At 61.8% G+C, this 23,990-nt stretch carries 18 protein-coding genes; 11 read left to right on the top strand and 7 right to left on the bottom strand.

What is annotated here, in order from left to right:
* Positions 1-49 precede the first annotated feature (49 nt).
* The 7 genes from BLR20_RS16060 to BLR20_RS16090 are packed head-to-tail and all read left to right on the top strand — an operon-like array spanning position 50 to position 6,103.
* A complete protein-coding gene (locus BLR20_RS16060) occupies positions 50-1,297 on the top strand; it encodes an NAD(P)/FAD-dependent oxidoreductase (RefSeq protein ID WP_054992547.1) in 1,248 nt (415 codons plus the stop codon).
* A complete protein-coding gene (locus BLR20_RS16065) occupies positions 1,294-2,028 on the top strand; it encodes a class I SAM-dependent methyltransferase (RefSeq protein ID WP_054992546.1) in 735 nt (244 codons plus the stop codon). The genes BLR20_RS16060 and BLR20_RS16065 overlap by 4 nt, the downstream gene beginning before the upstream one ends.
* Positions 2,025-2,507 carry a hypothetical protein gene (locus BLR20_RS16070; protein WP_054992545.1) on the top strand — a complete coding sequence of 161 codons (483 nt, stop codon included), beginning with the start codon at positions 2,025-2,027 and terminating at the stop codon, positions 2,505-2,507. The genes BLR20_RS16065 and BLR20_RS16070 overlap by 4 nt, the downstream gene beginning before the upstream one ends.
* Entirely contained in the window at positions 2,504-3,700 is a 1,197-nt protein-coding gene (locus BLR20_RS16075) for a beta-ketoacyl-[acyl-carrier-protein] synthase family protein (RefSeq protein WP_054992544.1), read from the top strand. Before BLR20_RS16070 ends, BLR20_RS16075 begins: the two co-directional genes overlap by 4 nt.
* Positions 3,697-4,152: a hotdog family protein gene (locus BLR20_RS16080; RefSeq protein WP_054992543.1), complete on the top strand. Its 456-nt coding sequence runs from the start codon at positions 3,697-3,699 to the stop codon at positions 4,150-4,152. The genes BLR20_RS16075 and BLR20_RS16080 overlap by 4 nt, the downstream gene beginning before the upstream one ends.
* Positions 4,149-4,877, top strand: coding sequence for a 3-oxoacyl-ACP reductase FabG (gene fabG / locus BLR20_RS16085; RefSeq protein ID WP_054992542.1), 729 nt, complete (start codon positions 4,149-4,151; stop codon positions 4,875-4,877). The genes BLR20_RS16080 and fabG overlap by 4 nt, the downstream gene beginning before the upstream one ends.
* Positions 4,877-6,103: a beta-ketoacyl-ACP synthase gene (locus BLR20_RS16090; RefSeq protein WP_054992541.1), complete on the top strand. Its 1,227-nt coding sequence runs from the start codon at positions 4,877-4,879 to the stop codon at positions 6,101-6,103. Before fabG ends, BLR20_RS16090 begins: the two co-directional genes overlap by 1 nt.
* Positions 6,104-6,470: 367 nt before the next feature.
* On the opposite strand, the gene BLR20_RS16095 is transcribed toward BLR20_RS16090, so the two are convergent.
* On the bottom strand, positions 6,471-7,361 hold the full coding sequence (locus BLR20_RS16095) for a LysR family transcriptional regulator (RefSeq protein ID WP_010438806.1): 891 nt from the start codon (positions 7,359-7,361) through the stop codon (positions 6,471-6,473).
* Positions 7,362-7,476: 115 nt separating this feature from the next.
* On the opposite strand from BLR20_RS16095, the gene BLR20_RS16100 reads away from it, so the two are divergent.
* The 4 genes from BLR20_RS16100 (at position 7,477) to BLR20_RS16115 (ending at position 12,726) form a co-directional block, all read left to right on the top strand.
* Positions 7,477-8,745: an MFS transporter gene (locus tag BLR20_RS16100; protein ID WP_074594849.1), complete on the top strand. Its 1,269-nt coding sequence runs from the start codon at positions 7,477-7,479 to the stop codon at positions 8,743-8,745.
* Between the two features lie 291 nt (positions 8,746-9,036).
* Complete coding sequence (locus tag BLR20_RS16105; RefSeq protein WP_032613293.1) at positions 9,037-10,386, top strand: GntT/GntP/DsdX family permease; 1,350 nt, start codon at positions 9,037-9,039, stop codon at positions 10,384-10,386.
* Positions 10,387-11,247, top strand: a complete 861-nt coding sequence (locus tag BLR20_RS16110) for a MurR/RpiR family transcriptional regulator (protein WP_054992539.1) — start codon at positions 10,387-10,389, stop codon at positions 11,245-11,247.
* A 3-nt stretch (positions 11,248-11,250) separates the two neighbouring features.
* Positions 11,251-12,726, top strand: coding sequence for an N-acyl-D-amino-acid deacylase family protein (locus tag BLR20_RS16115; protein ID WP_054992538.1), 1,476 nt, complete (start codon positions 11,251-11,253; stop codon positions 12,724-12,726).
* Between the two features lie 60 nt (positions 12,727-12,786).
* Here the strand turns inward: BLR20_RS16115 and hemE are convergent, their stop codons facing one another.
* The 6 genes from hemE to aroK all read right to left on the bottom strand — a co-directional run bounded on the left by hemE (position 12,787) and on the right by aroK (position 23,988).
* Positions 12,787-13,851 (bottom strand): uroporphyrinogen decarboxylase, encoded by a 1,065-nt coding sequence (gene hemE, locus BLR20_RS16120; protein WP_054992537.1) that lies wholly within the window; start codon positions 13,849-13,851, stop codon positions 12,787-12,789.
* Positions 13,852-14,264: 413 nt separating this feature from the next.
* Positions 14,265-15,683, bottom strand: a complete 1,419-nt coding sequence (locus BLR20_RS16125; protein WP_054992536.1) for an FAD-dependent oxidoreductase — start codon at positions 15,681-15,683, stop codon at positions 14,265-14,267.
* Between the two features lie 121 nt (positions 15,684-15,804).
* The gene (gene gltB, locus BLR20_RS16130) at positions 15,805-20,250 is read right to left on the bottom strand and encodes a glutamate synthase large subunit (protein ID WP_054992535.1); all 4,446 of its coding nucleotides are present in this window, start codon (positions 20,248-20,250) and stop codon (positions 15,805-15,807) included.
* A 358-nt stretch (positions 20,251-20,608) separates the two neighbouring features.
* Positions 20,609-22,240, bottom strand: a complete 1,632-nt coding sequence (locus BLR20_RS16140; RefSeq protein WP_010438779.1) for an SPOR domain-containing protein — start codon at positions 22,238-22,240, stop codon at positions 20,609-20,611.
* Between the two features lie 10 nt (positions 22,241-22,250).
* A complete protein-coding gene (gene aroB / locus BLR20_RS16145) occupies positions 22,251-23,354 on the bottom strand; it encodes a 3-dehydroquinate synthase (protein ID WP_010438776.1) in 1,104 nt (367 codons plus the stop codon).
* A gap of 115 nt (positions 23,355-23,469) precedes the next feature.
* Positions 23,470-23,988, bottom strand: coding sequence for a shikimate kinase AroK (gene aroK, locus BLR20_RS16150; RefSeq protein ID WP_024684306.1), 519 nt, complete (start codon positions 23,986-23,988; stop codon positions 23,470-23,472).
* Between the last annotated feature and the right edge of the window lie 2 nt (positions 23,989-23,990).

A 23,990-nucleotide genomic window follows, 5' to 3' on the forward strand; every position in this document is an offset into this window, starting at 1 on the left:
GCAGCGTTGTCATCACTCCCTGCCACCGCCCAACCGGAAAGGAATACCTGTGCCCATCACTGATAGGGAAATTCGTCAGGTCGTCGTCATCGGTGCCGGCCCGGCCGGTTCAATAGCGGCTGCCCTGCTCAAACGCCAGGGCCATGACGTGCTGATCATCGAGCGCCAGCTGTTTCCGCGCTTCTCCATTGGTGAGAGCCTGCTGTGCCATTGTCTGGACTTCGTCGAAGAGGCCGGGATGCTGGAGGCCGTGCAGGCCGCCGGTTTCCAGCCCAAGAATGGCGCAGCGTTCGCGCGGGGCGAGCGATACAGCGATTTCGACTTCGGCGATACCTTCAGCAACGGCAAGCCGACGACCTTTCAGGTGCAGCGCAGCGAGTTCGATAAACTGCTCGCCGATCAGGCCGCGCTGCAAGGCGTGGACATCCGCTACCGGGAAGAAATCGTCAGCGCCGACTTCGATGGCCCGCAGCCGGTTTTATGTGTAAAGCGCGAGGACGGCAGCGAATACAGCGTGCAGGCGGCCTTCGTACTCGACGCCAGCGGCTATGGCCGTGTGCTGCCGCGCTTGCTGGACCTGGAAGCGCCGTCGGGTTTTCCAGTGCGCCAGGCAGTGTTTACCCATATCGAAGACCGCATCGAAAGCCCGCCCTTCGACCGCCGCAAGATTCTCGTCAGCATCCATCCGCAGCACAGCGATGTGTGGTTCTGGTCGATCCCGTTCAGCGAAGGCCGCTGTTCGATAGGCGTGGTGGCCTCGGCTGAACGCTTCAAGGGCAAGCCCGAGGATCTGGATACCTGCCTGCGCGCCTTCATCGATGAAACGCCGCAACTGGCCAGCGTGCTGAAAAACGCGGTCTGGGATACGCCGGCGAGGACCATCGGCGGCTACTCGGCCAACGTCAAGACCCTGCACGGCAAAGGCTTTGCGCTGCTGGGCAATGCGGCAGAATTCCTCGACCCGGTGTTTTCTTCGGGCGTGACCATCGCCATGCGTTCGGCGAGCATGGCGGCTGGCGTGCTGAGCCGGCAGTTGCAGGGCGAAAACGTGGACTGGGAAAGCGAGTTCGCTGTGCCGTTGAAACGTGGCGTCGACACCTTCAGGGCCTATGTCGAAGGCTGGTACGACGGTACGTTCCAGAGCGTGATTTTCTACCCCGGCAGCGCTCCGGATATCCGCCGGATGATCAGCTCGATTCTGGCCGGTTATGCCTGGGACGAACGCAATCCGTTTGTCAGCGAGCCCAAGCGCCGCCTGCGCACGCTTTCGGAAATCTGCGCGGACAGTGGCTCATGAATCGACCGTTCCTGAGTGACAGTTATGTCGAGGAAACCCGCTTCGGCCTGTGGTTTCTGCGCAGCAACATCTGGCAGTACCGCGTGCTGCGCGTGGCGATAGATGATTTGCGCAGCCTGTTCGCCAGCCCGCCGCCGGTTGCGCCGGTGGTGCTCGACGCCGGTTGCGGTCAGGGCCGCTCGTTCCAGCACCTGAACAAGGTTTTTCAGCCGTCCAGGCTCATCGGCGTCGACGCCGACCCGCACAGCCTCGACATGAGTGGCGAAGAGGCGCGGGCCAGAGGCATAGACGTCGAACTGCTCGGCAGCGACTGCGCAGCCCTGCCAGTACCCGACGCCAGCGTCGATTTGCTGTTCTGCCATCAGACTTTCCACCATCTGGTCGAGCAGGAACAAGCGCTGGCCGAGTTTTATCGTGTGCTCAAACCGGGCGGCTACCTGCTGTTTGCCGAGTCGACCGAGGCGTACATCGACACCTGGGTGATTCGCTGGCTGTTCCGCCACCCGATGCACGTTCAGAAAAGTGCGGCGCAGTACCTGCAGATGATCCGCGACCAGGGTTTCGAGTTCGATGCACAGAATGTTTCGTATCCGTACCTGTGGTGGAGCCGCGCCAGGGACTTCGGCCTGCTCGAAGCCTTGAAACTGCAAAAACCCAGGCCGTTCGGCCAACGGGAGGAAACGCTGGTCAATGTCGTGGCCCGCAAACCCTTGGAAGTTGGAGCATCATGATTCGCGTACTGTTTTTAGCCTTCCTGCTGCTCGGCGGCTGTGCGGCACAAGCCCCGCTGCCGACCAGCGCACCGACCATGCAATTGCCGATGCAACTGCACATCGAACGCCGACAGACCGATCAGCGTCAGGACTGGTTGCTGATCATCCAGCGTGAGAACGGCGGATTGCGCTGGTCGATGATGGACCCGCTGGGCATTCCCCAGGCGCGCCAGTTGCTGATCAACGGAAAATGGCAGGCCGATGGTTTGCTGCCGCCCAATCCGGAGGCCCGCGAGCTGTTCGCTGCGCTGATGTTCGCCATGACCCCGGACCTGGAGATGCATGGCCGCTACCCGACGGCTTACCGCCAGGGCATGCAGCGTCGTCTGGATGATCGCTGGCTGGTCGAATATCAGTCGGCCAATGCGTTCACTATCCGCCTCAAGGACGGGCTGAGCTACAAGGTCACACCGCTGAACAACGAGAGCCTGCCATGACTGCCTATCTCAATGCACTGGGCCTGATCTGCGCGCTGGGCGACAGCCGTGAAGAGGTGTCGCGCAGGCTGTTCGCCGGCGACAGCTCGGGCATGGTGTTCGAAAGCGGCTGGGTGCGGGAACGTGCATTGCCGGTCGGCGCGGTCAAATCCGCACTGCCGCCCATTCCACCTGCCGTGCATTTGCATCGCAGCCGCAATAACCAGTTGCTGCTGGCCGCCGCTCTGCAGATCGAGGCTGACATCAGCCGAGCCATCGCGCGCTTCGGCGCCGGGCGGATTGGTGTGATCATCGGCACCAGCACCTCGGGTATCGATGAAGCGAGCGAGAGCATGGCCGTCTGGCTGCGTGACCGGATATTCCCCGACGATTACGATTATCGGCAACAGGAACTGGGCGCACCGGCGAATTTTCTCGCCGCCTGGCTGCAATTGAGCGGCCCGGCCTACGTCATATCGACAGCCTGCACCTCCAGCTCGCGGGCGTTGCTCAGTGCGCGACGGGCGCTGGACATGGGCCTGTGCGATGCCGTGCTGTGCGGCGGCGTCGACAGCCTGTGCAGGCTGACGCTGCAGGGGTTCTCGGCACTCGAGGCCATGTCGCCGCAGCTCTGCAACCCGTTCTCCAGCAACCGCAACGGGATCAATATCGGCGAGGCGGCCGCACTGTTCCTTATGACTCGCGAAGCCGACAGCAGGCACTCGATTGCCCTGCTGGGCGCAGGTGCCAGCTGCGATGCTCACCATATCTCGGCCCCCGAACCCACCGGGCGTGGTGCACGCGATGCGATGTTGCAAGCGTTGCGCAACGCCCGACTCGAGGCGGAGCAGATCGGTTATCTGAACCTGCATGGCACCGCCACGCAGCACAACGATGCGATGGAGAGCCTGGCCGTGCAGGGCGTATTTCCGAACGGCGTGCCCTGCTCTTCGACAAAGCCACTCAGCGGCCACACCCTGGGAGCGGCCGGCGCGCTGGAAGCGGCGTTTTGCTGGCTGAGCCTGGCCCCGGAGAATACCGAGCAGGCCCTGCCCCCGCACCTGTGGGACGGCGAGGCCGATCCGCTCCTGCCTGCGCTGCAGTGGACACACCCAGGCTCGCGCCTGACACCTGATAACGCTCGTTACATGATGAGCAATTCGTTTGCCTTCGGTGGCAACAACATCAGCCTGATTATCGGAGATGCCCCATGACCGAGTGGCCGCTCGCCGAACTTATCCCCCATGCCGGCGACATGATTCTCATCGATCAGGTGCTGAGCTTTGACGAAGAACAGATTCGAACCCGCCTGACCGTGCGCGCCGACGGCCTGTTCAATCAAGCGGACGGCAGCCTGCCGGCATGGCTCGGCATAGAACTGATGGCGCAGAGCGTAGCGGCCTATGCCGGTTGCAAGGCACGCAACGAGGGCGAAGCGGTCAAGCTGGGTTTTCTGCTTGGCAGCCGCAAGTTCGACTGCAACGTGGCGCGCTTCCCGCTGGGCAGTGAACTGCACATCCACGCCGTGCGCTCGCTGCAGGACGACAACGGCATGGGCATGTTCGAATGCACCCTCACCGGACCGGGTATCGAGGCTTTTGCCCGACTCAATGTATATTGCCCGCCCAACACTGCTGACTACCTGGCTGAAGGAGCCCCGGCATGACTGAATCGATACTGGTCACCGGCTCCAGCCGTGGCATCGGCCGCGCCATCGCACTGCGTCTGGCGCAGGCCGGATACGACCTGATCCTGCATTGCCGCACCGGCCGCAGCGAAGCCGAAGCCGTACAGGCCGAAGTCGTTGCGCTGGGCCGTCAGGCACGCGTGCTGCAATTCGATGTCTCGGACCGGGCCGCCTGCAAGGCAATTCTGGAACAAGACGTGGAGACGCACGGCGCCTATTACGGCGTGGTACTCAACGCCGGGCTGACCCGCGACGGCGCGTTTCCGGCGCTTAGCGACGATGACTGGGATCAGGTGCTACGCACCAACCTGGACGGCTTCTATAACGTGCTGCACCCGTTGACGATGCCGATGATTCGCCGTCGTGCAGCTGGGCGAATCGTCTGCATCACCTCGGTTTCCGGGCTGATCGGTAATCGCGGCCAGGTCAATTACAGCGCGTCCAAGGCAGGGCTGATCGGTGCCGCCAAGGCGCTGGCCATCGAACTGGGCAAGCGCAGGATCACCGTCAACTGCGTCGCGCCGGGCCTGATCGATACGGCCATGCTCGACGAGAACGTGCCGGTGGAAGAACTGATGAAAATGATTCCGGCACAGCGCATGGGCACGCCCGAGGAAGTGGCAGGTGCGGTGAATTTTCTGATGTCGGCCGAAGCGAGCTATATCACTCGTCAGGTTCTGGCCGTCAACGGGGGACTGTGCTGATGAAGCGTGTGGTAGTGACCGGGATGTCCGGCATCACCTCGGTGGGCAGCGACTGGCCGACGATCGATGCCAGCTTCACGGCCAATCGCAGCGGCATTCGCCGGATGGACGAGTGGAATCGTTTTGCCGAGCTCAATACCCGCCTGGCTGGCCCCATCGACGATTTCGCCGTGCCGGGGCACTGGACACGCAAGCAACTGCGCAGCATGGGCCGCGTGTCACGTCTGGCCGTGGCGGCGGCGGAGCAGGCCCTGATCGACGCCGGGCTGCTGAATGACCCGATCATCCGCGATGGGCGCATGGGTACGGCCTGCGGCTCGTCCACCGGCAGCACCGACGAGATCAAAGCCTTCGGCAACATGCTGATCAACTCGGTGGCCGTAGGCCTGAACGCCAACTCCTACGTGCGGATGATGCCGCACACCACCGCCGCCAACATCAGCATCTTCTTCGGCCTGACCGGACGCCTGATTCCGACTTCAAGCGCCTGCACCAGTGGCAGTCAGGGCATCGGCTATGCCTACGAGGCGATCAAGTTCGGCCGTTTGCCGCTGATGCTGGCGGGCGGCGCCGAAGAGCTGTGCCCGACCGAGGCCATGGTCTTCGACGCGCTGTACGCCACCAGCCTCAAGAATGACGCGCCACACACCACACCACGCCCCTACGACAGCGCACGCGACGGTCTGGTAATCGGTGAAGGCGGCGGCATGCTGGTGCTTGAAGAGCTGGAACATGCCCAGGCACGCGGCGCGCATATCTACGCCGAAATCGTCGGCTTCGGCAGCAACGCCGACGGCGCCCACAGCACTCGCCCCGAGCAGGCCACCATGCGCCGCGCGATGGAACTGGCCCTCGAAGACGCCAGCCTGCCGCCCGACGCCATTGGTTACGTCAACGGTCACGGCACTGCCACCGAACAGGGCGACATCGCCGAGACCCTGGCCACCAGCAGCCTGTTCGGCCCACGCATGCCGCTCAGCTCGCAGAAAAGCTTCCTCGGTCATACCCTGGGGGCGTGCGGCGCACTGGAGTCATGGTTCAGCATCGAAATGCTCAACAGCGACCGCTATATCCATACGCTGAACCTGGTCGATATCGATTCACATTGTGGCGAACTGGACTACATCGTCGGCGAACCACGACACATGAGCAACGAATACGTGATGAACAACAACTTCGCGTTCGGCGGCGTGAACACCTCGCTGATCTTCAGGCGTTGGGGATGAGCAGCGCTCTCCCGAGCACCTGCCTTTCCTCACGATCCAGCCCACACACCTATCGTCCCCACGCTCCAGCGTGGGAACGCCGTTCTGGACGCTCCGCGTCCGATTTTTACGTATCAATATGCCTATAAGATCCCGCTTCTGACCGGAGGGCGTGGGAGTTTCAGGAGGTTACAACGGGCTGCGAAGTGGCCCGGTCGTGCCTGATGTTCCGTATACATCAGTCTTGCTGCCGGTTCCCGGCAGATCGCGAACAAGTTCGCTCCTACGGCCTGCGGCCAGAACCAAAAGCAGAATCTCAACTATCGTGCGACGCTCCGCGTCGCATGCCATTCTGGACGCTCTGCGTCCTATCATCAGCGCCTTTGAATCACCCGACGTTACGCGTCAACAGCTCGGTGAACGCCTTGGCCATGGGCGATTGTTCGTCCTTGCGTTGCACCAGCCACACGGCGCTGGTTGCACCGGGGTCGAGGACGTTGCGGTAGACCACGCCGTCGATGCGCATTCGCCGGTAGGACGCAGGCAGTACGGTGACGCCCAAGCCTGCTGCAACCAGGCCGATGATGGTCATCACTTCGCCCGCTTCCTGGGTGATCAGAGGGCTGAACCCTGCGGCACGCGCCAGGCTCAGGACTTGCGCGTAGATGCCGCTGCCGTAGGTGCGCGGGAAAAACACAAACGGCTCCGTAGCCAGCGCTGCCATGTAGATTCCCTCTTCGCTTTCTGCCGCCAGCGGATGGTCGGCACGCATGATCGCCACCAGTGGTTCGTTCAGCAGTTCGAACACCACCAGTGAATCGGGCAATGCCAGCGGGCGCATGATGCCGACCTGAATGGTCTTGTCCTCAAGACCTGCCGCCACTTCCTGACTGGTGATTTCGGTCAGGGTCAGGTGTACGTCCGGGTAGGCCTGACGGAAGGCAAAAATCGCCTGCGGGATGCTCGACGTAAACGGCGCAGACGAGGTGAAGCCGATCTTCAATTCGCCGATCTCACCCAGTTGCGCGCGCCGCGCCACATCAGTGGCCTTGTCGACCTGCGCCAGCACCAGCCGTGCTTCCTCGAGAAACAGCCGCCCGGATTCGCTCAGCTCGACGCGCCGGTTGGTGCGCTCGAAAAGACGCGTGCCCAGTTCCTGCTCCAGGGTCTGAATCTGCTGGCTGAGCGGCGGTTGCGAAATCCCCAGCGCCTGCGCTGCACGGCCAAAATGCAGCTCTTCGGCTACCGCGATGAAGTAACGCAGATGGCGCAATTCCATGCGGCCTCCATTAAGTCGTTTTACCTATCAAACAGGTCGAACAATATATTGGATGGAATGATTAGCGAGCTATATGATTTTTTCATTGCCTGCTCAATCGTGCCCTGAGGTCCTTGTGAACCCTGCAGTTGCCCCGCCCGCCCCTGACTTGAATACCTCACCGGTGCAGTCGTCGATACTGCCCGGCGATACCTACATCGAAAAGAACACGCCACTTTTCAAACGCACGGCACTGGCGCTGTTCGCTGGCGGGTTTTCGACCTTTACCCTGCTGTACTGCGTTCAGCCGATGATGCCGACGCTGTCCAGCGAGTTCTCCCTGACTGCGGCACAAAGTAGCCTGATCCTGTCGGTAGCCACCGCAATGCTCGCCATCGGTCTGCTGATCACCGGGCCGATATCCGACCGGTTGGGTCGCAAGCCGGTAATGGTCATGGCGCTGTTCTGCGCCTCGCTGTTCACCATTGCCAGCGCCCTGATGCCCAGCTGGGAAGGCGTACTGATAACCCGCGCCCTGGTAGGCCTGTCGCTGAGCGGCCTGGCAGCAGTGGCAATGACTTACCTGAGCGAAGAGATCCACCCTACGCATCTGGGCCTGGCAATGGGGCTGTATATAGGCGGTAGCGCCGTCGGCGGCATGAGCGGAAGGCTGATCGTCGGGGTGATGATCGACTACGTCAGCTGGCACGCGGCGATGCTGGTGGTCGGCGGACTGGCGCTGATCGCCGCAGCGGTGTTCTGGAGGATCCTGCCGGCGTCACGCAACTTCCGCCCGCGCTCGCTGCACCCTCGTAGTCTGCTCGACGGGTTTGTGGTGCAGTTCCGCGATGCTGGCCTGCCGCTGCTGTTCCTGACCGGCTTTTTGCTGATGGGCGCCTTCGTCACGCTGTTCAACTACATCGCCTACCGTTTTCTGAGTGCACCCTACAACCTGAGCCAGGCCGTGGTCGGCGTGTTTTCCGTGGTGTACCTGTCGGGCATCTACAGCTCGGCAAAGATCGGCTCGCTGGCTGACCGCCTCGGCCGTCGACAAGTGCTGTGGGCCGTCATCGTGATGATGCTGGCCGGCCTGCTGCTGACCCTGTTCACCCCGCTGCCGCTGGTGATCGTCGGCGTACTGATCTTCACCTTCGGCTTCTTCGGCGCGCATTCGGTGGCCAGCAGCTGGGTGGGACGCAGGGCCACCACCGCCAGAGGTCAGGCCGCGTCCCTCTACCTGTTCTGTTACTACGCAGGCTCGAGCGTGGCCGGAACCGGCGGCGGCGTGTTCTGGCACTACGCGGGCTGGAACGGTATCGGGCTGTTTATCGGCGTGTTGCTGCTCATCGCCCTCGGGGTAGCGTTGCGGCTGGCAAGGTTGCAGCCGCTGGGGGCGAAGGTTTAGTCACCTGGCAGACGCTGGCTGATGAGCAGGGACGCAATGTGTCCTGCCATCGGCCAGTCCCCCCTCCCAAGAAATTTATTTTCATATATTTGTTTATATTTCATTTTCGTGTAATTTATTTTCATCACGAAAGCAGAGATAAAAACAATGAATACCTGTGATCGCCCTGAAACGCCGCTGCTCCACTTTATTGCGTCATCCCTGCCGAGTACTCCCGAGTCGCCTTCAGGCTGACGGCTTCAGCCGTTGGTGTTGCGCCCTCGCCTACCCACTTTGCAAGGAACCGTCGCTATGTCGCCGTCACCCGGTATTTCGCTATTGGTCTACGCCGTTGTCGCCATCATCGCCTTGATCGTGCTGATCGCGCGTTATCGCCTTAATCCGTTTATCGTCATTACGCTCGTTTCGGTCGCTCTGGCACTGGTCGCTGGAATGCCGGCCAGTGGCGTGGTCGCCTCTTATGAAGCGGGGGTTGGCAAAACGCTGGGGCACATCGCGCTGGTCGTGGCGCTGGGCACCATGCTGGGCAAGATGATGGCCGAGTCTGGCGGTGCCGAGCAGGTGGCGCGCACCCTGATCGACCGCTTTGGCGAACGTAACGCCCACTGGGCCATGGTCTGCATTGCGTTTCTGGTGGGTTTGCCACTGTTCTTCGAAGTCGGCTTCGTTCTGCTGGTGCCGATTGCCTTCACCGTGGCCCGGCGTGTCGGGGTGTCGATTCTGATGGTCGGCCTGCCGATGGTCGCCGGTCTGTCGGTGGTGCATGCGCTGGTGCCGCCGCACCCTGCTGCGATGCTTGCGGTGCAGGCGTATCAGGCGTCGGTAGGACAAACGCTGTTCTACGCCATCCTGATCGGCATCCCTACGGCGATCATCGCCGGTCCGGTGTATGCCAAATTCATTGTCCCGCACATCCATCTGCCAGCTGAAAACCCGCTGGCCAGGCAGTTTCTCGACCGCGAACCACGCCAGAAGCTGCCCAGCTTCGGCCTGACCATGGCAACGATTCTGCTGCCGGTGGTGCTGATGCTGCTGGGTGGCTGGGCCAACCTGATCAGCACACCGGGCAGCGCGTTCAACAGCTTTCTGCTGTTCATCGGCAACTCGGTGATTGCCTTGCTGCTGGCCACCCTGCTGAGTTTCTGGACACTGGGCATCGCGCAGGGATTCAACCGCGACTCGATCCTGAAATTCACCAACGAGTGCCTGGCACCGACCGCGAGCATCACGTTGCTGGTAGGTGCCGGCGGCGGTTTGAACCGCATTCTGATCGACAGCGGCGTGACTAATCAGATCGTCGGCCTGGCGCAGGACTTTCACCTGTCACCCCTGCTGATGGGCTGGTTGTTCGCGGCACTGATGCGGGTTGCGACCGGCTCGGCGACGGTGGCCATGACCACGGCATCGGGCATCGTCGCGCCTGTCGCGCTTGGGCTGGGTTACCCGCACCCCGAATTGCTGGTGCTGGCGACGGGCGCAGGCTCGGTGATCTTTTCCCACGTCAACGACGGTGGATTCTGGCTTATCAAGGAGTATTTCAACATGACCGTCGCGCAAACGTTCAAGACCTGGACGGTATTGGAGACGCTGATTTCCGTCGTCGCTTTCGCCCTGACGCTGGGCCTGGCGCAGGTGATTTGAGTGGACATTCTGTACCAGATACGTGCCCGTCAGGATTCCCTCAGCGCGGGAGAGGGGCGAATCGCCAGGCTCTTGCTCAGCGATATCGCCTTCGCGGCCAGTGCCAGCCTGGACGAGCTGGCCAGCCGCGCCGAGGTCAGCAGTGCGACGCTGTCACGCTTCGCGCGCAGCATCGGTTGTCGGGATCTGCGCGACTTGCGCCTGCAACTGGCCCAGGCCAGCGGCGTCGGCAGCCGTTTTCTGCATCCCGAACCAGCGCCGGAGCAATCGGCGTTTTTCACCCGGATTGTCGACGACATCGAAGCCACCCTGCGCCAGCACCTGGCCGGCTTTGATGCAACGCGCTTTGCCGCCGCCATCGCCTGTGTCGCCGACGCACGCATGATTCACACATTCGGCATGGGCGGTTGCTCCAGCCTGTGCAGTGAGGAACTGCAAACCCGTCTGGTGCGCCTGGGTTACCCGGTAGCGGCCTGTCGCGACCCGGTGATGATGCGCATGATCGCTGCCACGCTTGGCCCGCAACACAGTCTGATTGTCTGCTCGCTCAGCGGACGCACACCGGAACTGCTCGACGCCATGACCCTGGCCCGCAGCTACGGCGCCCGCGTGCTGGCAATCACCCTGCCTGACTCGCCGCTGGCACAGCTGGCCGAGGTCGTGCTGCCGCTGCAGATTGCTGAAACCAATTTCATCTACAAACCCACCGCAGCGCGTTACGGCATGCTGCTGACCATCGATGTGCTGGCCACTGAACTGGCGTTGGCGAGCACTGAAGACAATCAGGAGCGGCTGCGCCGGATCAAGCTTGCGCTGGATGAATACCGTGGCGGCGAAGATGGCCTGCCGCTGGGAGACTGAACCATGCTTTATGACCTGATCATTCGCGACGCACTGGTCATCGACGGCAGTGACACACCCGGAGTGCGCGCCGATGTGGCGATCAGCGAGGGACGCATCCAGCGCATCGGCAGTCTGAGCGATGCCGGTGCCCGGAAAGAAATCGATGCGGCCGGTCGCGTGCTGGCCCCGGGGTTTATCGATGTGCACACCCACGACGATACGGTGGTCATCCGCAAACCCGAGATGCTGCCGAAAATCAGCCAGGGAGTGACGACCGTCATCGTCGGCAACTGCGGGATCAGCGCGTCGCCGGTCTCGCTGAGCGGCAATCCGCCCGACCCGATGAACCTGCTGGGCGACGCGGCGGCGTTCGTCTACCCACGTTTCAGCGACTACCGCGCGGCGGTTGAAAACGCCCGGCCCGCCGTGAACGTGGCGGCCCTGATCGGCCACACGGCATTGCGCAGCAACCATATGGATGACTTGTTGCGCAGCGCCAGCCCGGAAGAAATTGCCGCGATGCGCGAGCAGTTGCGTGACAGCCTGGAAGCAGGCGCGCTGGGGTTGTCGACCGGCCTCGCCTACGCCTCGGCGTTCTCGGCCGAAACCAGCGAGGTCAAGCAACTGGCTGAAGAGCTCAGCGCGTTCGGCGCGATCTATACCACCCACCTGCGCAGCGAATTCGAGCCGGTGCTCGAGGCCATGGCAGAAGCATTCGATATAGGCCGCCATGCGCGCTCACCGGTCATCATCTCGCACATGAAATGCGCGGGTGCGGGCAACTGGGGACGCAGCCCGCAACTGCTGGCGGCACTGGAAAAAGCCGCGCAGGACCATCCGGTAGGCTGCGACTGCTATCCCTATGCGGCGAGCTCTTCGACGCTGGACCTTAAACAGGTCACAGACGCGTTCCGCATCACCATCACCTGGTCTACGCCGCACCCGGATCAGGGCGGCAGGGATCTGCAGGAGATTGCCGCCGACTGGGGGCTGTCATTACTCGACGCCGCACGCAAGTTGCAGCCTGCCGGCGCGGTGTACTACGGCATGGATGAGGGCGACGTCGAACGCATCATGTCTCACCCGCTCACGATGATCGGCTCCGATGGCCTTCCGGAAGACCCGTTTCCACACCCGCGCTTGTGGGGTGCGTTCCCAAGGGTGCTCGGGCATTTCAGCCGGGACAAGGGGTTGTTTGCACTGCACACCGCCGTACACAAAATGACCGGGCTGTCGGCCGCGCGCTTCGCCTTGCACGAGCGCGGCCTCATTCGCGAGGGTTACTGGGCGGATCTGGTGCTGTTCAACCCGCAAACCGTGCGCGACGTCGCGGATTTCAAAGCCCCTCAGCGAGCGGCGCAGGGCATCGACGGTGTCTGGGTGAACGGACGCTTGAGCTACGCCGAAGGCAAGCCACAAGGCGAGCGACAGGGCCGATTCCTGCCGCGCAGCGGTTCGCTGCGGGAAGGGTTTGCGGATGCGAAAGCGCCGACATAGTCGTCGGCGCTGGAATAAACCGATGCGTCTTGAGGTATCGACGCATCGTTGCTTCGACAGTTACGCGTGATACTGCGCCGACAACTCGTGCACCGCGTTGATGAACGCGCCGGCATTGGCCGGGTCGACTTCAGGGGTGATGCCGTGGCCTAGGTTGAAGACGTGGCCGGTGCCGCTGCCGTAGCTGGCAAGGATGCGTGCGACTTCCTGGCGGATGGCTTCCGGGCGCGCGTAAAGCACGGTCGGGTCCATGTTGCCTTGCAGCGAAACCTTGCTGCCGACACGCTGACGCGCTTCGCCGATGTCGCAGGTCCAGTCCAGCCCGAGGGTGTCTGCACCGATGTCGGCAATGCTTTCCAGCCACAGACCGCCGCCTTTGGTGAATACGATCACCGGCACCTTGCGCCCGTCGTTTTCGCGAATCAGGCCGTTGACGATCTTACGCATGTAGGCCAGCGAGAACTCCTGGTACGCCGCCGAGGAGAGGCTGCCGCCCCAGCTGTCGAAAATCTGCACGGCCTGCGCCCCGGCCAGAATCTGGCCATTGAGGTAAGAGGTCACTGACTGCGCCAGCTTGTCGAGCAGCAGGTGCATGGCTTGCGGGTTGTCGTAGAGCATCGCCTTGGACTTGCGGAAGTCCTTCGACGAGCCGCCCTCGACCATATAGGTCGCCAGCGTCCAGGGGCTGCCGGCGAAACCGATCAGCGGTACACGACCGTTGAGTTCGCGGCGAATGGTGCTGACCGCATCCATCACGTAGCCCAGATCCTGCTGTGCATCAGGGATCGGCAACGCTTCGATGTCGGCCAGCGTACTGACGGTTTTCTTGAAACGCGGGCCTTCGCCGGTTTCGAAGTACAGCCCCTGGCCCATCGCATCGGGGATGGTCAGGATGTCGGAGAACAGAATCGCCGCATCCAGCGGGTAGCGATCCAGCGGCTGCAAGGTGACTTCACAGGCGAACTGCGGGTTCTTGCACAGGCTCATGAAATCCCCTGCACTGGCACGGCTGGCGCGATACTCGGGCAGGTAGCGGCCTGCCTGACGCATCATCCATACCGGCGTGACGTCTACGGGTTGCTTGAGCAAAGCGCGAAGGAAACGGTCGTTCTTCAGGGCAGTCATGTCGGCATCCGCAATAAAAGTGCCGGCATTTTCTCAGAGCCCGACGCAAAAGGCACGGCGAGAGCCGTGCCTTTTGTCTATCGAGGCGATTTGTGGTGGTAATACGCTGCAACGGATCGTGTCGCTACGCCACCTGAACTTTCTTTTTGCGGGTGTCCTTGATCTCCAAAGCCTCTTGATGGCGCCCTTCTCGCCCGGTTCGAGTATCAAGCGCCATTTGCCCCGCCCTGTTGAATCAGGAGGATGCAGCGCATCGGGATTGACTTCGATGACCGCGTTAAGCTCCGGCCCCTTGTTGTTCAGGGTAAGCAGTGAGAGGAGGAATGTCAGAGACATTGGCACAGTGCATACGAAGGGTAGACGCATGTTGCCAGAGCGCGCCTCAGTAACGGCGCGCTCTGGCCACACAAGGCTCAGACGCCCAGGTAATCCAGAATCCCTTCAGCCGCATTACGGCCTTCGAAGATAGCGGTCACCACCAGGTCGGAGCCGCGCACCATGTCGCCACCGGCGAAGATTTTCGGGTTGCTGGTCTGGTGCTTGTACTGCGCCTGCTCCGGGGCCACGACACGGCCCTGGCTGTCGGTGCTGATCGTGAACTGCTCGAACCAGGGCGCCGGGCTCGGGCGGAAGCCGAAGGCGATGACCACGGCTTCTGCCGGGATGATCTCTTCGGAGCCCGGAATCGGTTCGGGACTGCGACGACCACGGGCATCCGGTTCGCCCAGGCGTGTCTCGACCACTTTCACGCCTTCAACCTTGCCCTCGCCGATGATGGCGATAGGTTGACGGTTGTAGAGGAACTTCACGCCTTCTTCCTTGGCGTTTTTCACTTCCTTGCGCGAACCCGGCATGTTTTCTTCGTCGCGACGGTAGGCGCAGGTCACTGACTTGGCGCCCTGGCGGATCGAGGTGCGGTTGCAGTCCATCGCCGTGTCGCCACCGCCCAGAACCACAACCCGCTTGCCTTTCATGTCGACAAAGTCTTCCGGCGCCTTTTCAAAGCCCAGGTTGCGATTGACGTTGGCGATCAGGAAGTCGAGCGCGTCGTGCACGCCCGGCAGATCCTCACCGGGGAAACCGCCTTTCATGTAGGTGTAGGTGCCCATGCCCATGAACACGGCATCGTATTCTTCGAGCAGTTGATCGATGGTGACATCCTTGCCGACTTCGGTGTTGAGACGGAATTCGATGCCCATGCCGGTGAACACTTCGCGGCGATGGCTCAGCACGGATTTCTCCAGCTTGAATTCCGGGATGCCGAAGGTCAGCAGACCGCCGATTTCCGGGTTCTTGTCGAACACCACCGGGGCCACGCCGCCACGCACCAGCACGTCGGCACAGCCCAGGCCCGCAGGCCCTGCGCCGATGATCGCGACGCGCTTGCCGGTCGGCACGACTTTGGACATGTCCGGACGCCAGCCCATGGCGAAGGCAGTATCGGTGATGTACTTCTCGACCGAACCGATGGTTACCGCACCGAAGCCGTCGTTCAGTGTGCAGGCACCTTCACACAGGCGATCCTGCGGGCACACGCGGCCGCAGACTTCCGGCAGGGTGTTGGTCTGGTGCGACAATTCCGCAGCCGCAAGGATATTGCCCTCGGCGACCAGCTTGAGCCAGTTGGGAATGAAGTTGTGCACCGGGCACTTCCATTCGCAATACGGGTTGCCGCAGCCCAGGCAGCGGTGTGCCTGATCGGCAGACTGCTGCGGCTTGAAAGGCTCGTAGATTTCCACGAACTCTTTCTTGCGTTGACGCAGCAGTTTCTTCTTCGGGTCTTTACGTCCGACGTCGATGAACTGGAAGTCGTTACTGAGACGTTCAGCCATTCTCTGGAGCCTCTTTGCAGCAGCTTCAGGTTACAAGCCTGAAGCTGCGGGAATCATGATCGCAGGCAATTGGCGCACTGCTGTTAACGTGCGGCGTGATGCTTGCCGCTCGCAGCTGCTGTTATTGCGGATTGGCCCGTGTACTGGAGAGCAGCGATTTCAGGTTGGCAGCCTTGGGCTTGACCAGCCAGAAACGACGCAGGTAATCGTCCAGGTTTTCCGCGATATTGCGGCCCCATTCGCTGTCGGTTTCCGCGACGTATTCATTCAGGACACTTTGCAGGTGAGTGCGGTAAGCCTCCATCGATTCGCCGCTGATACGCTGGATCTCGACCAGTTCATGGTTGACGAGGTCAACGAAGGTGTTGTCCAGGTCGAGCACATAGGCGAAACCGCCGGTCATGCCGGAACCGAAGTTGTAGCCGGTCTTGCCCAGTACGCAGACGAAACCACCGGTCATGTATTCGCAGCAATGATCGCCAGTGCCTTCCACGACGGTGTGGGCCCCGGAGTTACGCACGGCGAAACGCTCGCCTGCCGTACCCGCCGCAAACAGCTTGCCGCCGGTTGCGCCGTACAGGCAGGTGTTGCCGATAATCGCGCTTTCGTTGGTCTTGAACGGGCTGCCCTTGGGCGGCACGATTACCAGCTTGCCAGCGGCCATGCCCTTGCCGACGTAGTCGTTGGCATCGCCTTCCAGGTACATGTGCAGGCCACCGGCGTTCCACACCCCGAAGCTCTGACCGGCAGTGCCCTTGAAGCGGAAGGTGACAGGTGCCTTGTTCATGCCCTGGTTGCCATGCAATCTGGCGATTTCGCCGGAGATGCGCGCGCCGATCGAACGGTCGCAGTTGCAGATATCCAGTTCGTAGTCGCCGCCGCTGAGCGACTCGATGGCCGGCTTGGCCATTTCTACCATCTTCTCGGCCAGCAGGCCCTTGTCGAACGGTGGGTTGCGATCCACCAGGCTGAACTGAGGCTTGTCGGCCGGGATGTGGTCGCTGCCCAGCAACGGTGTCAGGTCCAGATGCTGCTGCTTCTCGGTTTCGCCCGGCAGGATGTCCAGCAGGTCGGTACGACCGATCAGCTCTTCCAGCGAGCGAACACCCAGCTTGGCCAGCCACTCACGGGTTTCTTCTGCCACGTAGGTGAAGAAGTTGATCACCATGTCGACGGTGCCGATGTAGTGGTCCTTGCGCAGCTTTTCATTCTGGGTCGCTACGCCGGTGGCGCAGTTGTTCAGGTGGCAGATACGCAGGTATTTGCAGCCCAGCGCGATCATCGGCGCGGTGCCGAAGCCGAAGCTTTCGGCCCCGAGGATGGCGGCCTTGATCACGTCCAGGCCGGTTTTCAGACCACCATCGGTCTGTACCCGGACCTTGCCGCGCAGGTCGTTGCCACGCAGGGTCTGGTGAGTTTCGGCCAGCCCCAGCTCCCACGGCGCGCCGGCGTATTTGATCGAGGTCAGCGGCGATGCACCGGTGCCACCGTCGTAACCGGAAATGGTGATCAGGTCGGCGTAGGCCTTGGCGACACCGGCGGCAATGGTGCCGACGCCCGCTTCTGCCACCAGCTTGACCGATACCAGCGCCGCCGGGTTGACCTGCTTCAGGTCAAAAATCAGCTGCGACAAGTCTTCGATGGAATAGATGTCGTGGTGCGGAGGCGGCGAAATCAGCGTCACGCCCGGTACCGCATAACGCAGCTTGGCGATCAGGCCATTGACCTTGCCGCCCGGCAGTTGCCCGCCCTCGCCCGGTTTGGCGCCCTGCGCGACCTTGATCTGCAGCACATCGGCATTGACCAGATACTCTGGCGTCACGCCAAAGCGACCCGTCGCGATCTGCTTGATCTTGGAACTGCGCACCGTGCCGTAACGGGCAGGGTCTTCGCCCCCCTCACCGGAGTTGGAGCGCGCGCCCAGACGGTTCATCGCCTCGGCCAGCGCTTCGTGGGCCTCGGGCGACAAGGCACCCAGAGAAATACCGGCCGAGTCGAAGCGCTTGAGGATTTCGCTCAGCGGCTCGATTTCGTCAATGTTCAGCGGCTGATCGATTGTCCTGACCTGCAGCAGGTCGCGAATCATCGACACCGGGCGCTGATCCACCAGCGAGGTGTATTCCTTGAACTTGCTGTAGTCGCCCTGCTGCACGGCAGCCTGCAGGGTGCTGACCACGTCCGGGTTGTAGGCGTGGTACTCGCCACCAAACACGAACTTGAGCAGGCCGCCTTGCTGGATCGGCTTGCGCGGGCTCCAGGCTTCGGCAGCCAGCGCCTTCTGCTCGGCTTCGATGTCGACGAAGCGCGCGCCCTTCAGACGGCTCGGTACACCGCGGAAGCTGACGTCGCAGACTTCCTCGGACAGACCGATGGCTTCGAACAGTTGCGCGCCACGGTAGGACGCAACGGTCGAGATGCCCATCTTCGAGAGGATCTTGAGCAGGCCCTTGGTAATGCCTTTGCGGTAGTTCTTGAAGACTTCGTACAGATCGCCCAGCACTTCGCCGGTACGGATCAGGTCGCCCAGCACTTCGTAGGCCAGGAACGGATAGACCGCCGAGGCACCGAAGCCGATCAGCACGGCGAAATGGTGCGGGTCACGCGCCGTCGCGGTTTCGACCAGAATGTTGCTGTCGCAGCGCAGACCCCGTTCGGTCAGACGGTGGTGAACCGCGCCGACCGCCAGCGAGGCGTGCACCGGCAGTTTGCCCGGCGCAATGTGTCGGTCGCTCAGCACGATCAGCGTATGGCCGGCACGCACAGCCTCTTCGGCCTGATCGGCAACGCTGCGTACAGCGGCTTCAAGACCCAGGCTTTCATCGTAGTTCAGGTCGATGATATGGCGTTCGAACCCTGGACGCTCCAGGTTCATCAACGACCGCCATTTGGCTGGCGAAATGACCGGCGAGCTGAGGATCACGCGCGAGGCGTGCTCCGGCGACTCCTGGAAAATATTGCGCTCGGCACCGAGGCAGATTTCCAGCGACATGACGATGGCTTCGCGCAGAGGGTCGATCGGCGGGTTGGTGACCTGCGCGAACTGTTGGCGGAAGTAATCGTAAGGCGAACGGACACGACGCGACAGCACGGCCATTGGCGTGTCATCACCCATCGAGCCTACGGCTTCCTGACCCTGCTCGCCGAGCGGACGCAGCACCTGATCACGCTCTTCGAACGTGACCTGATACATCTTCATGTACTGCTTGAGCTGCTCGCTGTCGTAAAAAGCCGAGCCGTGGTCGTTGTCTTCCATGGTGGCCTGAATGCGCAGGGCATTCTTGCGCAGCCATTGCTTGTACGGATGACGCGACTTGAGGCGGTTGTCGATGGCATCAGTGTCGAGGATCTGGCCGGTTTCGGTGTCCACGGCAAAGATCTGCCCCGGACCGACACGGCCCTTGGCGATGACATCTTCAGGCTTGTAGTCCCACACGCCGATTTCCGACGCCAGGGTGATGTAGCCGTTCTTGGTGGTAACCCAGCGCGCCGGGCGCAGGCCGTTGCGGTCAAGCAGGCAGACCGCATGGCGACCTTCGGTCATGACCACGCCCGCAGGGCCGTCCCACGGCTCCATGTGCATGGAGTTGTACTCATAGAACGCCCGCAGATCCGGGTCCATGGTCTCGACGTTCTGCCACGCAGGCGGAATGATCATGCGCACGCCACGGAACAGGTCGATGCCGCCGGTGACCATCAGCTCGAGCATGTTGTCCATGCTCGATGAGTCAGAACCCACGCGGTTGACCAGCGGGCCCAGCTCGTCCAGGTCCATCAGATCGTTGGTGAACTTGGTTCGCCGCGCCTGTGCCCAGTTGCGGTTGCCGGTGATGGTGTTGATCTCGCCGTTGTGGGCGAGGAAACGGAACGGCTGCGCCAGCGGCCATTTCGGCAGGGTATTGGTGGAAAAGCGCTGGTGGAACACACAGATGGCGGTCTGCAGACGCTCGTCGCTCAGGTCCGGGAAGAAGGCCGTGAGGTCGGCCGGCATCATCAAGCCTTTATAAATAATGGTCTTGTGCGAAAAACTGCAGATGTAGTGATCGGTATCTACGGCGTTGGACACCGACGAGCGGCGACGCGCACTGAACAGCTTGATGGCGAATTCCTGATCGCTCAGGCCCTCACCGCCAATGAACACCTGCTCGATTTTCGGCAGGCGCTCCAGCGCCAGACGACCCAGAACGCTGGTATCGATCGGCACCTGACGCCAGCCGACCAGATCCAGGCCTTCGGCGAGGATTTCGCGGTTCATGTTTTCGCGTGCGGCATCGGCCTTGGCGTCGTCCTGATTGAGGAACACCATGCCCACAGCATATTGGCGGGGCAGATCGACACCGAAGTGTTCCTTGGCGATCGCACGCAGGAAGCCATCAGGCTTCTGAATCAACAGACCGCAACCGTCGCCGGTCTTGCCGTCGGCGTTGATACCGCCACGGTGGGTCATGCAGGTCAGGGCCTGAACGGCCGTCTGCAACAGGTGATGACTGGGCTCGCCCTGCATATGAGCGATCAGGCCGAAGCCGCAGTTATCCTTGAATTCATCTGGTTGGTACAGACCTGCTTTCATAGACACTTTCTCACCAGGCTGCCTCTATTTGAGGCAAATTTCCTTTTAATTCAACCAATTACCCGTCACGCCGAACGTGCGCCAGCTTCGGACAGGCAAAACGGAGGTCATTGTACACAGCGACACCAGAGCTCACAAATTTAACGACGATTGGTTGATAATCAATGTCGCAATTATGAAAGTTTTAAAACGGGTCGCTGTGCTAGTCAAAGTATTTCTTCGGGAATCTGACTGACGCGACGGGAGACTGCAAGGCGCTTGTAACGCAGACGCCGCAAGGCGCGGGCCGATAGGCCGCGCGCGCAGGCGGGTTAAGTCAGGTAGGTCGGCGGGCGGCCCGGGTAGGGCCGCTGCGACTTCAACGAGTGGCGCCGAGCTCTTGTTGGACGCTGGCGACAGTACGAGGCCAAGGTTTACCAGCCTGAACCTTGGCTGGCAATACCTTGATGGCTGCCAGGGCGGCAGCACGGTCAGGAAAGTTGCCATACGTCACAACGTACAGCGGCTTACCCTGCAGGGTTTTCTTGAAATAACGATACTCGCCACCCTGCTCTGCAACATAGGCCTGAGCCGTCGCTTCGGAGCTGGTGCCGAGAATCTGCACCACGTAGTGGCCTGGTGCCTGGCTGCTGTACCAGCTACCGCCGGCGGCTGGTTTGGCGGCGGCCGCTGCCGGTTTTTCAGCCGGTTTGGCAGCCGGAGCCGGGGCTGGCTTGGCTGTGGCGACCTGAGTCTGCGCAGGCGCAGGCGCAGGCTTGGCGGCTGGCGCGGGCGCCGGGGTCGGTGCAGGGATGGACGAACGAGGCGTCTGCGCTGCGGCCTGACCTGCCGGGACACCGGCTGGCGGCGCAGTCGTGGTCACGGTCGGCGGCTGTGCAGGCGAACCTGTCGGCACTGCGTCTTCGTCGGAATCACTGGATCCGGCGGCTTCAGCCAGAGGACCGCGCATCACCGGCTGCGAGTTGCCATTCATCGGCAACGGCATCGGCTGGGAGTTGCCCGCGAACTCGATAGCCGGGCTACCGTTGTTCGATTGTTGAGCAGTTGGCTTGCCTTCACCCAGCGGCAGTTGCGCCTGAGCGGAAGCCGGGGCATTGGCGGGTGTACCCGTCTTGTCGCCGCGACCCGGGATCAGCACGGCTGCTGCCACGGCCACTATGACAACGGCACCCAAGGCCAATACGTGTTTTTTCGGCATTTTGAACCCCACACTTGGACGCTTGACCGCGGAACGACTCGCGATCATCGCCTCGATCATTGAATCGCGGGCTACCTGGTTGATTGCGCCAGGCCAGCCATCGGACTGTTCATGAATATCGGTGATCTGGTCGGCGGTAAACAACGCGATTCCCTGCCCTGCACCCTCCAGACGCTGAGCCAGATACTCCCGGGTTTCCTCTTCCGTATAGGGTTGCAGCTCGATGACGTGAAAGCGTTCGCCTTCGACATCGCCTTGGAGGTCGGCACACATCTGATCGAGACGATCGAGCAGTGATGGCTCTCCGAACAGGAATACATGCGGACGCCCTTCAGGCGTTCCCGCAGCAAGACCCAGCAACGCTTCGAGCGCCGAATCGCCAAGTTGTTCCGCATCGTCAACCAGCAAGTAGACTTCCTGGCCGGTCAGCCCGAGCTGCACGACCTGCGACAGGATCGACTGCATTTCAGCCTGCGCGACGCTCAGCGCCTGCGCGACCTGCTGCAGCACGCCCGCCGCATCGCCGGCACCGCGCGCAGAAATCACGACACTTTGTACCGACTGCTTGTTGGTGCTTGCCACCAGCGCCTGGCGCAGCAGGGTCTTGCCGCTGCCCTGAGGCCCGGTCACCGCCAGCAAAAGCTGACTGTAGCGCGCCAGATGGTGAAGCTGACCCAGCACAGGCTTGCGTTGGGCAGGAAAGAATTTGAAGCCAGGTACCCGCGCAGCAAAGGGGTCATGACTCAACTGATAATGGCCGAGGAAGGCCTCGTCGGCATGCAAACTAGTCATGGGGTTTCCGTTAACCTCTGAGCTGATCCACCAGGGCGCGATAATCCGCAACCAGAGTGGCCTGTAATACTTCTTTTGGATATTCGTCCGTGATAACCGCTTCACCCATCCGGCGCAACAGCACCAGACGCAGGCGACCGTCGATGACTTTCTTGTCGATCGCCATGTGTTCGAGGAAATTGTCTTCCGTCATGTCCTGCGGTGGCACGACCGGCAGCCCGGCACGCTGAAACAGGCGAATGCCGCGATCCCGCTCCTGCGTGCTGATCCAGCCCAGGCGCGAGGACATTTCCAGCGCCATGACCGTACCGGCAGCAACCGCCTCGCCATGCAGCCAGACACCATAGCCCATATGCGTCTCGATGGCGTGCCCGAATGTGTGACCCAGGTTCAATGTCGCACGAACACCGGACTCGCGCTCATCGGCGCCGACCACCAGCGCCTTGGCGGCGCAGGAACGTTCGATGGCTACAGTCAGCGCCGCCTGGTCCAGCCCGCGCAGCGCATCGACGTGCTCTTCGAGCCAGGTCAGAAAGGGCTCGTCGCAGATCAGACCATATTTGATGACTTCCGCCAGCCCGGCGGACAGCTCACGCTCGGGCAGGGTATTGAGCGAGGCGGTATCGATCAGCACCACACTCGGCTGATAGAAGGCACCCACCATGTTCTTGCCCAGCGGATGGTTGATACCGGTCTTGCCGCCGACCGACGAGTCCACCTGAGACAGCAGCGTGGTCGGGATCTGGATGAAGTTCACGCCGCGCTGGTAACAGGCGGCGGCAAACCCGGCCATGTCGCCGATCACCCCGCCCCCGAGGGCGATGACCGTGGTGCGACGATCATGACGGGCGGTCAGCAGGCCATCGAAAATGGTCTGCAGGGTTTCCCAGTTCTTGAACGCCTCGCCATCGGGCAGAACAATCGGCAGAACGTTGTAACCGGCCAGGGTTTGCGTCAGACGCTCCAGGTACAGCGGTGCAACTGTCGTGTTGGAGACGATAGCCACCTGTCGCCCGACGATATGCGGGGTCAGGAGCTCTGGCTGATCCAGCAGGCCTTCGCCAATATGGATCGGGTAGCTACGCTCACCAAGCTCGACCTTAAGTGTCTGCATGTATCCCCACATTGATTACCGGTTGGACGGTTTGTGCTTCAGCAGGTCAGGACGCAAGGCCATGAACCGACGCTGTTTTGCTGGTCGACGAGAATAGCGCATTTTCGCCTGCGCTTTAACGGGGAGGAAGCTCTGCCAGTCGCGCCAGTATCTCGAGAACCACCATTCGGGGCGGCCGCTCATCGGTTTCAATCACTATATCGGCGATTTCCCGATAAAACGGGTCGCGGATGGCCAGCAGTTCGCTCAGCACCCGGGCAGGATCGGCGGTACGCAGCAAAGGACGATTGCGGTCACGCGCGGTGCGCCCCACCTGCTGCTCGATCGAGGCATGCAGATAAACCACGCGCCCGCCGGCCCGCAGCGCCTGGCGATTTTCGCTGCGCATGACCGCGCCTCCGCCGGTCGCCAGAACCACACCATCGGCGTCGCACAGTTCGGCAATCATGGCCTGCTCGCGATCACGAAAACCCGGTTCGCCTTCCTTGTCGAAGATCCAGGGAATGTTGGCGCCCGTACGCAGCTCGATTTCCTTGTCGGAATCCTTGAACGGCAGTCGCAATTCTTTGGCAAGCAAACGGCCGATGGTGCTCTTGCCAGCACCCATCGGCCCCACAAGTATTAAATTTCGCACAA

This window comes from Pseudomonas congelans, assembly GCF_900103225.1.
Lineage (GTDB): Bacteria > Pseudomonadota > Gammaproteobacteria > Pseudomonadales > Pseudomonadaceae > Aquipseudomonas > Aquipseudomonas congelans.

What these genes read in the sequence shown, in the direction of transcription:
- BLR20_RS16065 (WP_054992546.1), top strand. Translation starts at nt 1,294, where the DNA reads ATGAATCGACCGTTCCTGAGTGACAGTTATGTCGAGGAAACCCGCTTC.
- BLR20_RS16070 (WP_054992545.1), top strand. Translation starts at nt 2,025, where the DNA reads ATGATTCGCGTACTGTTTTTAGCCTTCCTGCTGCTCGGCGGCTGTGCG.
- BLR20_RS16075 (WP_054992544.1), top strand. Translation starts at nt 2,504, where the DNA reads ATGACTGCCTATCTCAATGCACTGGGCCTGATCTGCGCGCTGGGCGAC.
- BLR20_RS16080 (WP_054992543.1), top strand. Translation starts at nt 3,697, where the DNA reads ATGACCGAGTGGCCGCTCGCCGAACTTATCCCCCATGCCGGCGACATG.
- fabG (WP_054992542.1), top strand. Translation starts at nt 4,149, where the DNA reads ATGACTGAATCGATACTGGTCACCGGCTCCAGCCGTGGCATCGGCCGC.
- BLR20_RS16090 (WP_054992541.1), top strand. Translation starts at nt 4,877, where the DNA reads ATGAAGCGTGTGGTAGTGACCGGGATGTCCGGCATCACCTCGGTGGGC.
- BLR20_RS16095 (WP_010438806.1), bottom strand. Translation starts at nt 7,361, where the DNA reads ATGGAATTGCGCCATCTGCGTTACTTCATCGCGGTAGCCGAAGAGCTG.
- BLR20_RS16105 (WP_032613293.1), top strand. Translation starts at nt 9,037, where the DNA reads ATGTCGCCGTCACCCGGTATTTCGCTATTGGTCTACGCCGTTGTCGCC.
- BLR20_RS16115 (WP_054992538.1), top strand. Translation starts at nt 11,251, where the DNA reads ATGCTTTATGACCTGATCATTCGCGACGCACTGGTCATCGACGGCAGT.
- hemE (WP_054992537.1), bottom strand. Translation starts at nt 13,851, where the DNA reads ATGACTGCCCTGAAGAACGACCGTTTCCTTCGCGCTTTGCTCAAGCAA.
- BLR20_RS16125 (WP_054992536.1), bottom strand. Translation starts at nt 15,683, where the DNA reads ATGGCTGAACGTCTCAGTAACGACTTCCAGTTCATCGACGTCGGACGT.
- gltB (WP_054992535.1), bottom strand. Translation starts at nt 20,250, where the DNA reads ATGAAAGCAGGTCTGTACCAACCAGATGAATTCAAGGATAACTGCGGC.
- BLR20_RS16140 (WP_010438779.1), bottom strand. Translation starts at nt 22,240, where the DNA reads ATGACTAGTTTGCATGCCGACGAGGCCTTCCTCGGCCATTATCAGTTG.
- aroB (WP_010438776.1), bottom strand. Translation starts at nt 23,354, where the DNA reads ATGCAGACACTTAAGGTCGAGCTTGGTGAGCGTAGCTACCCGATCCAT.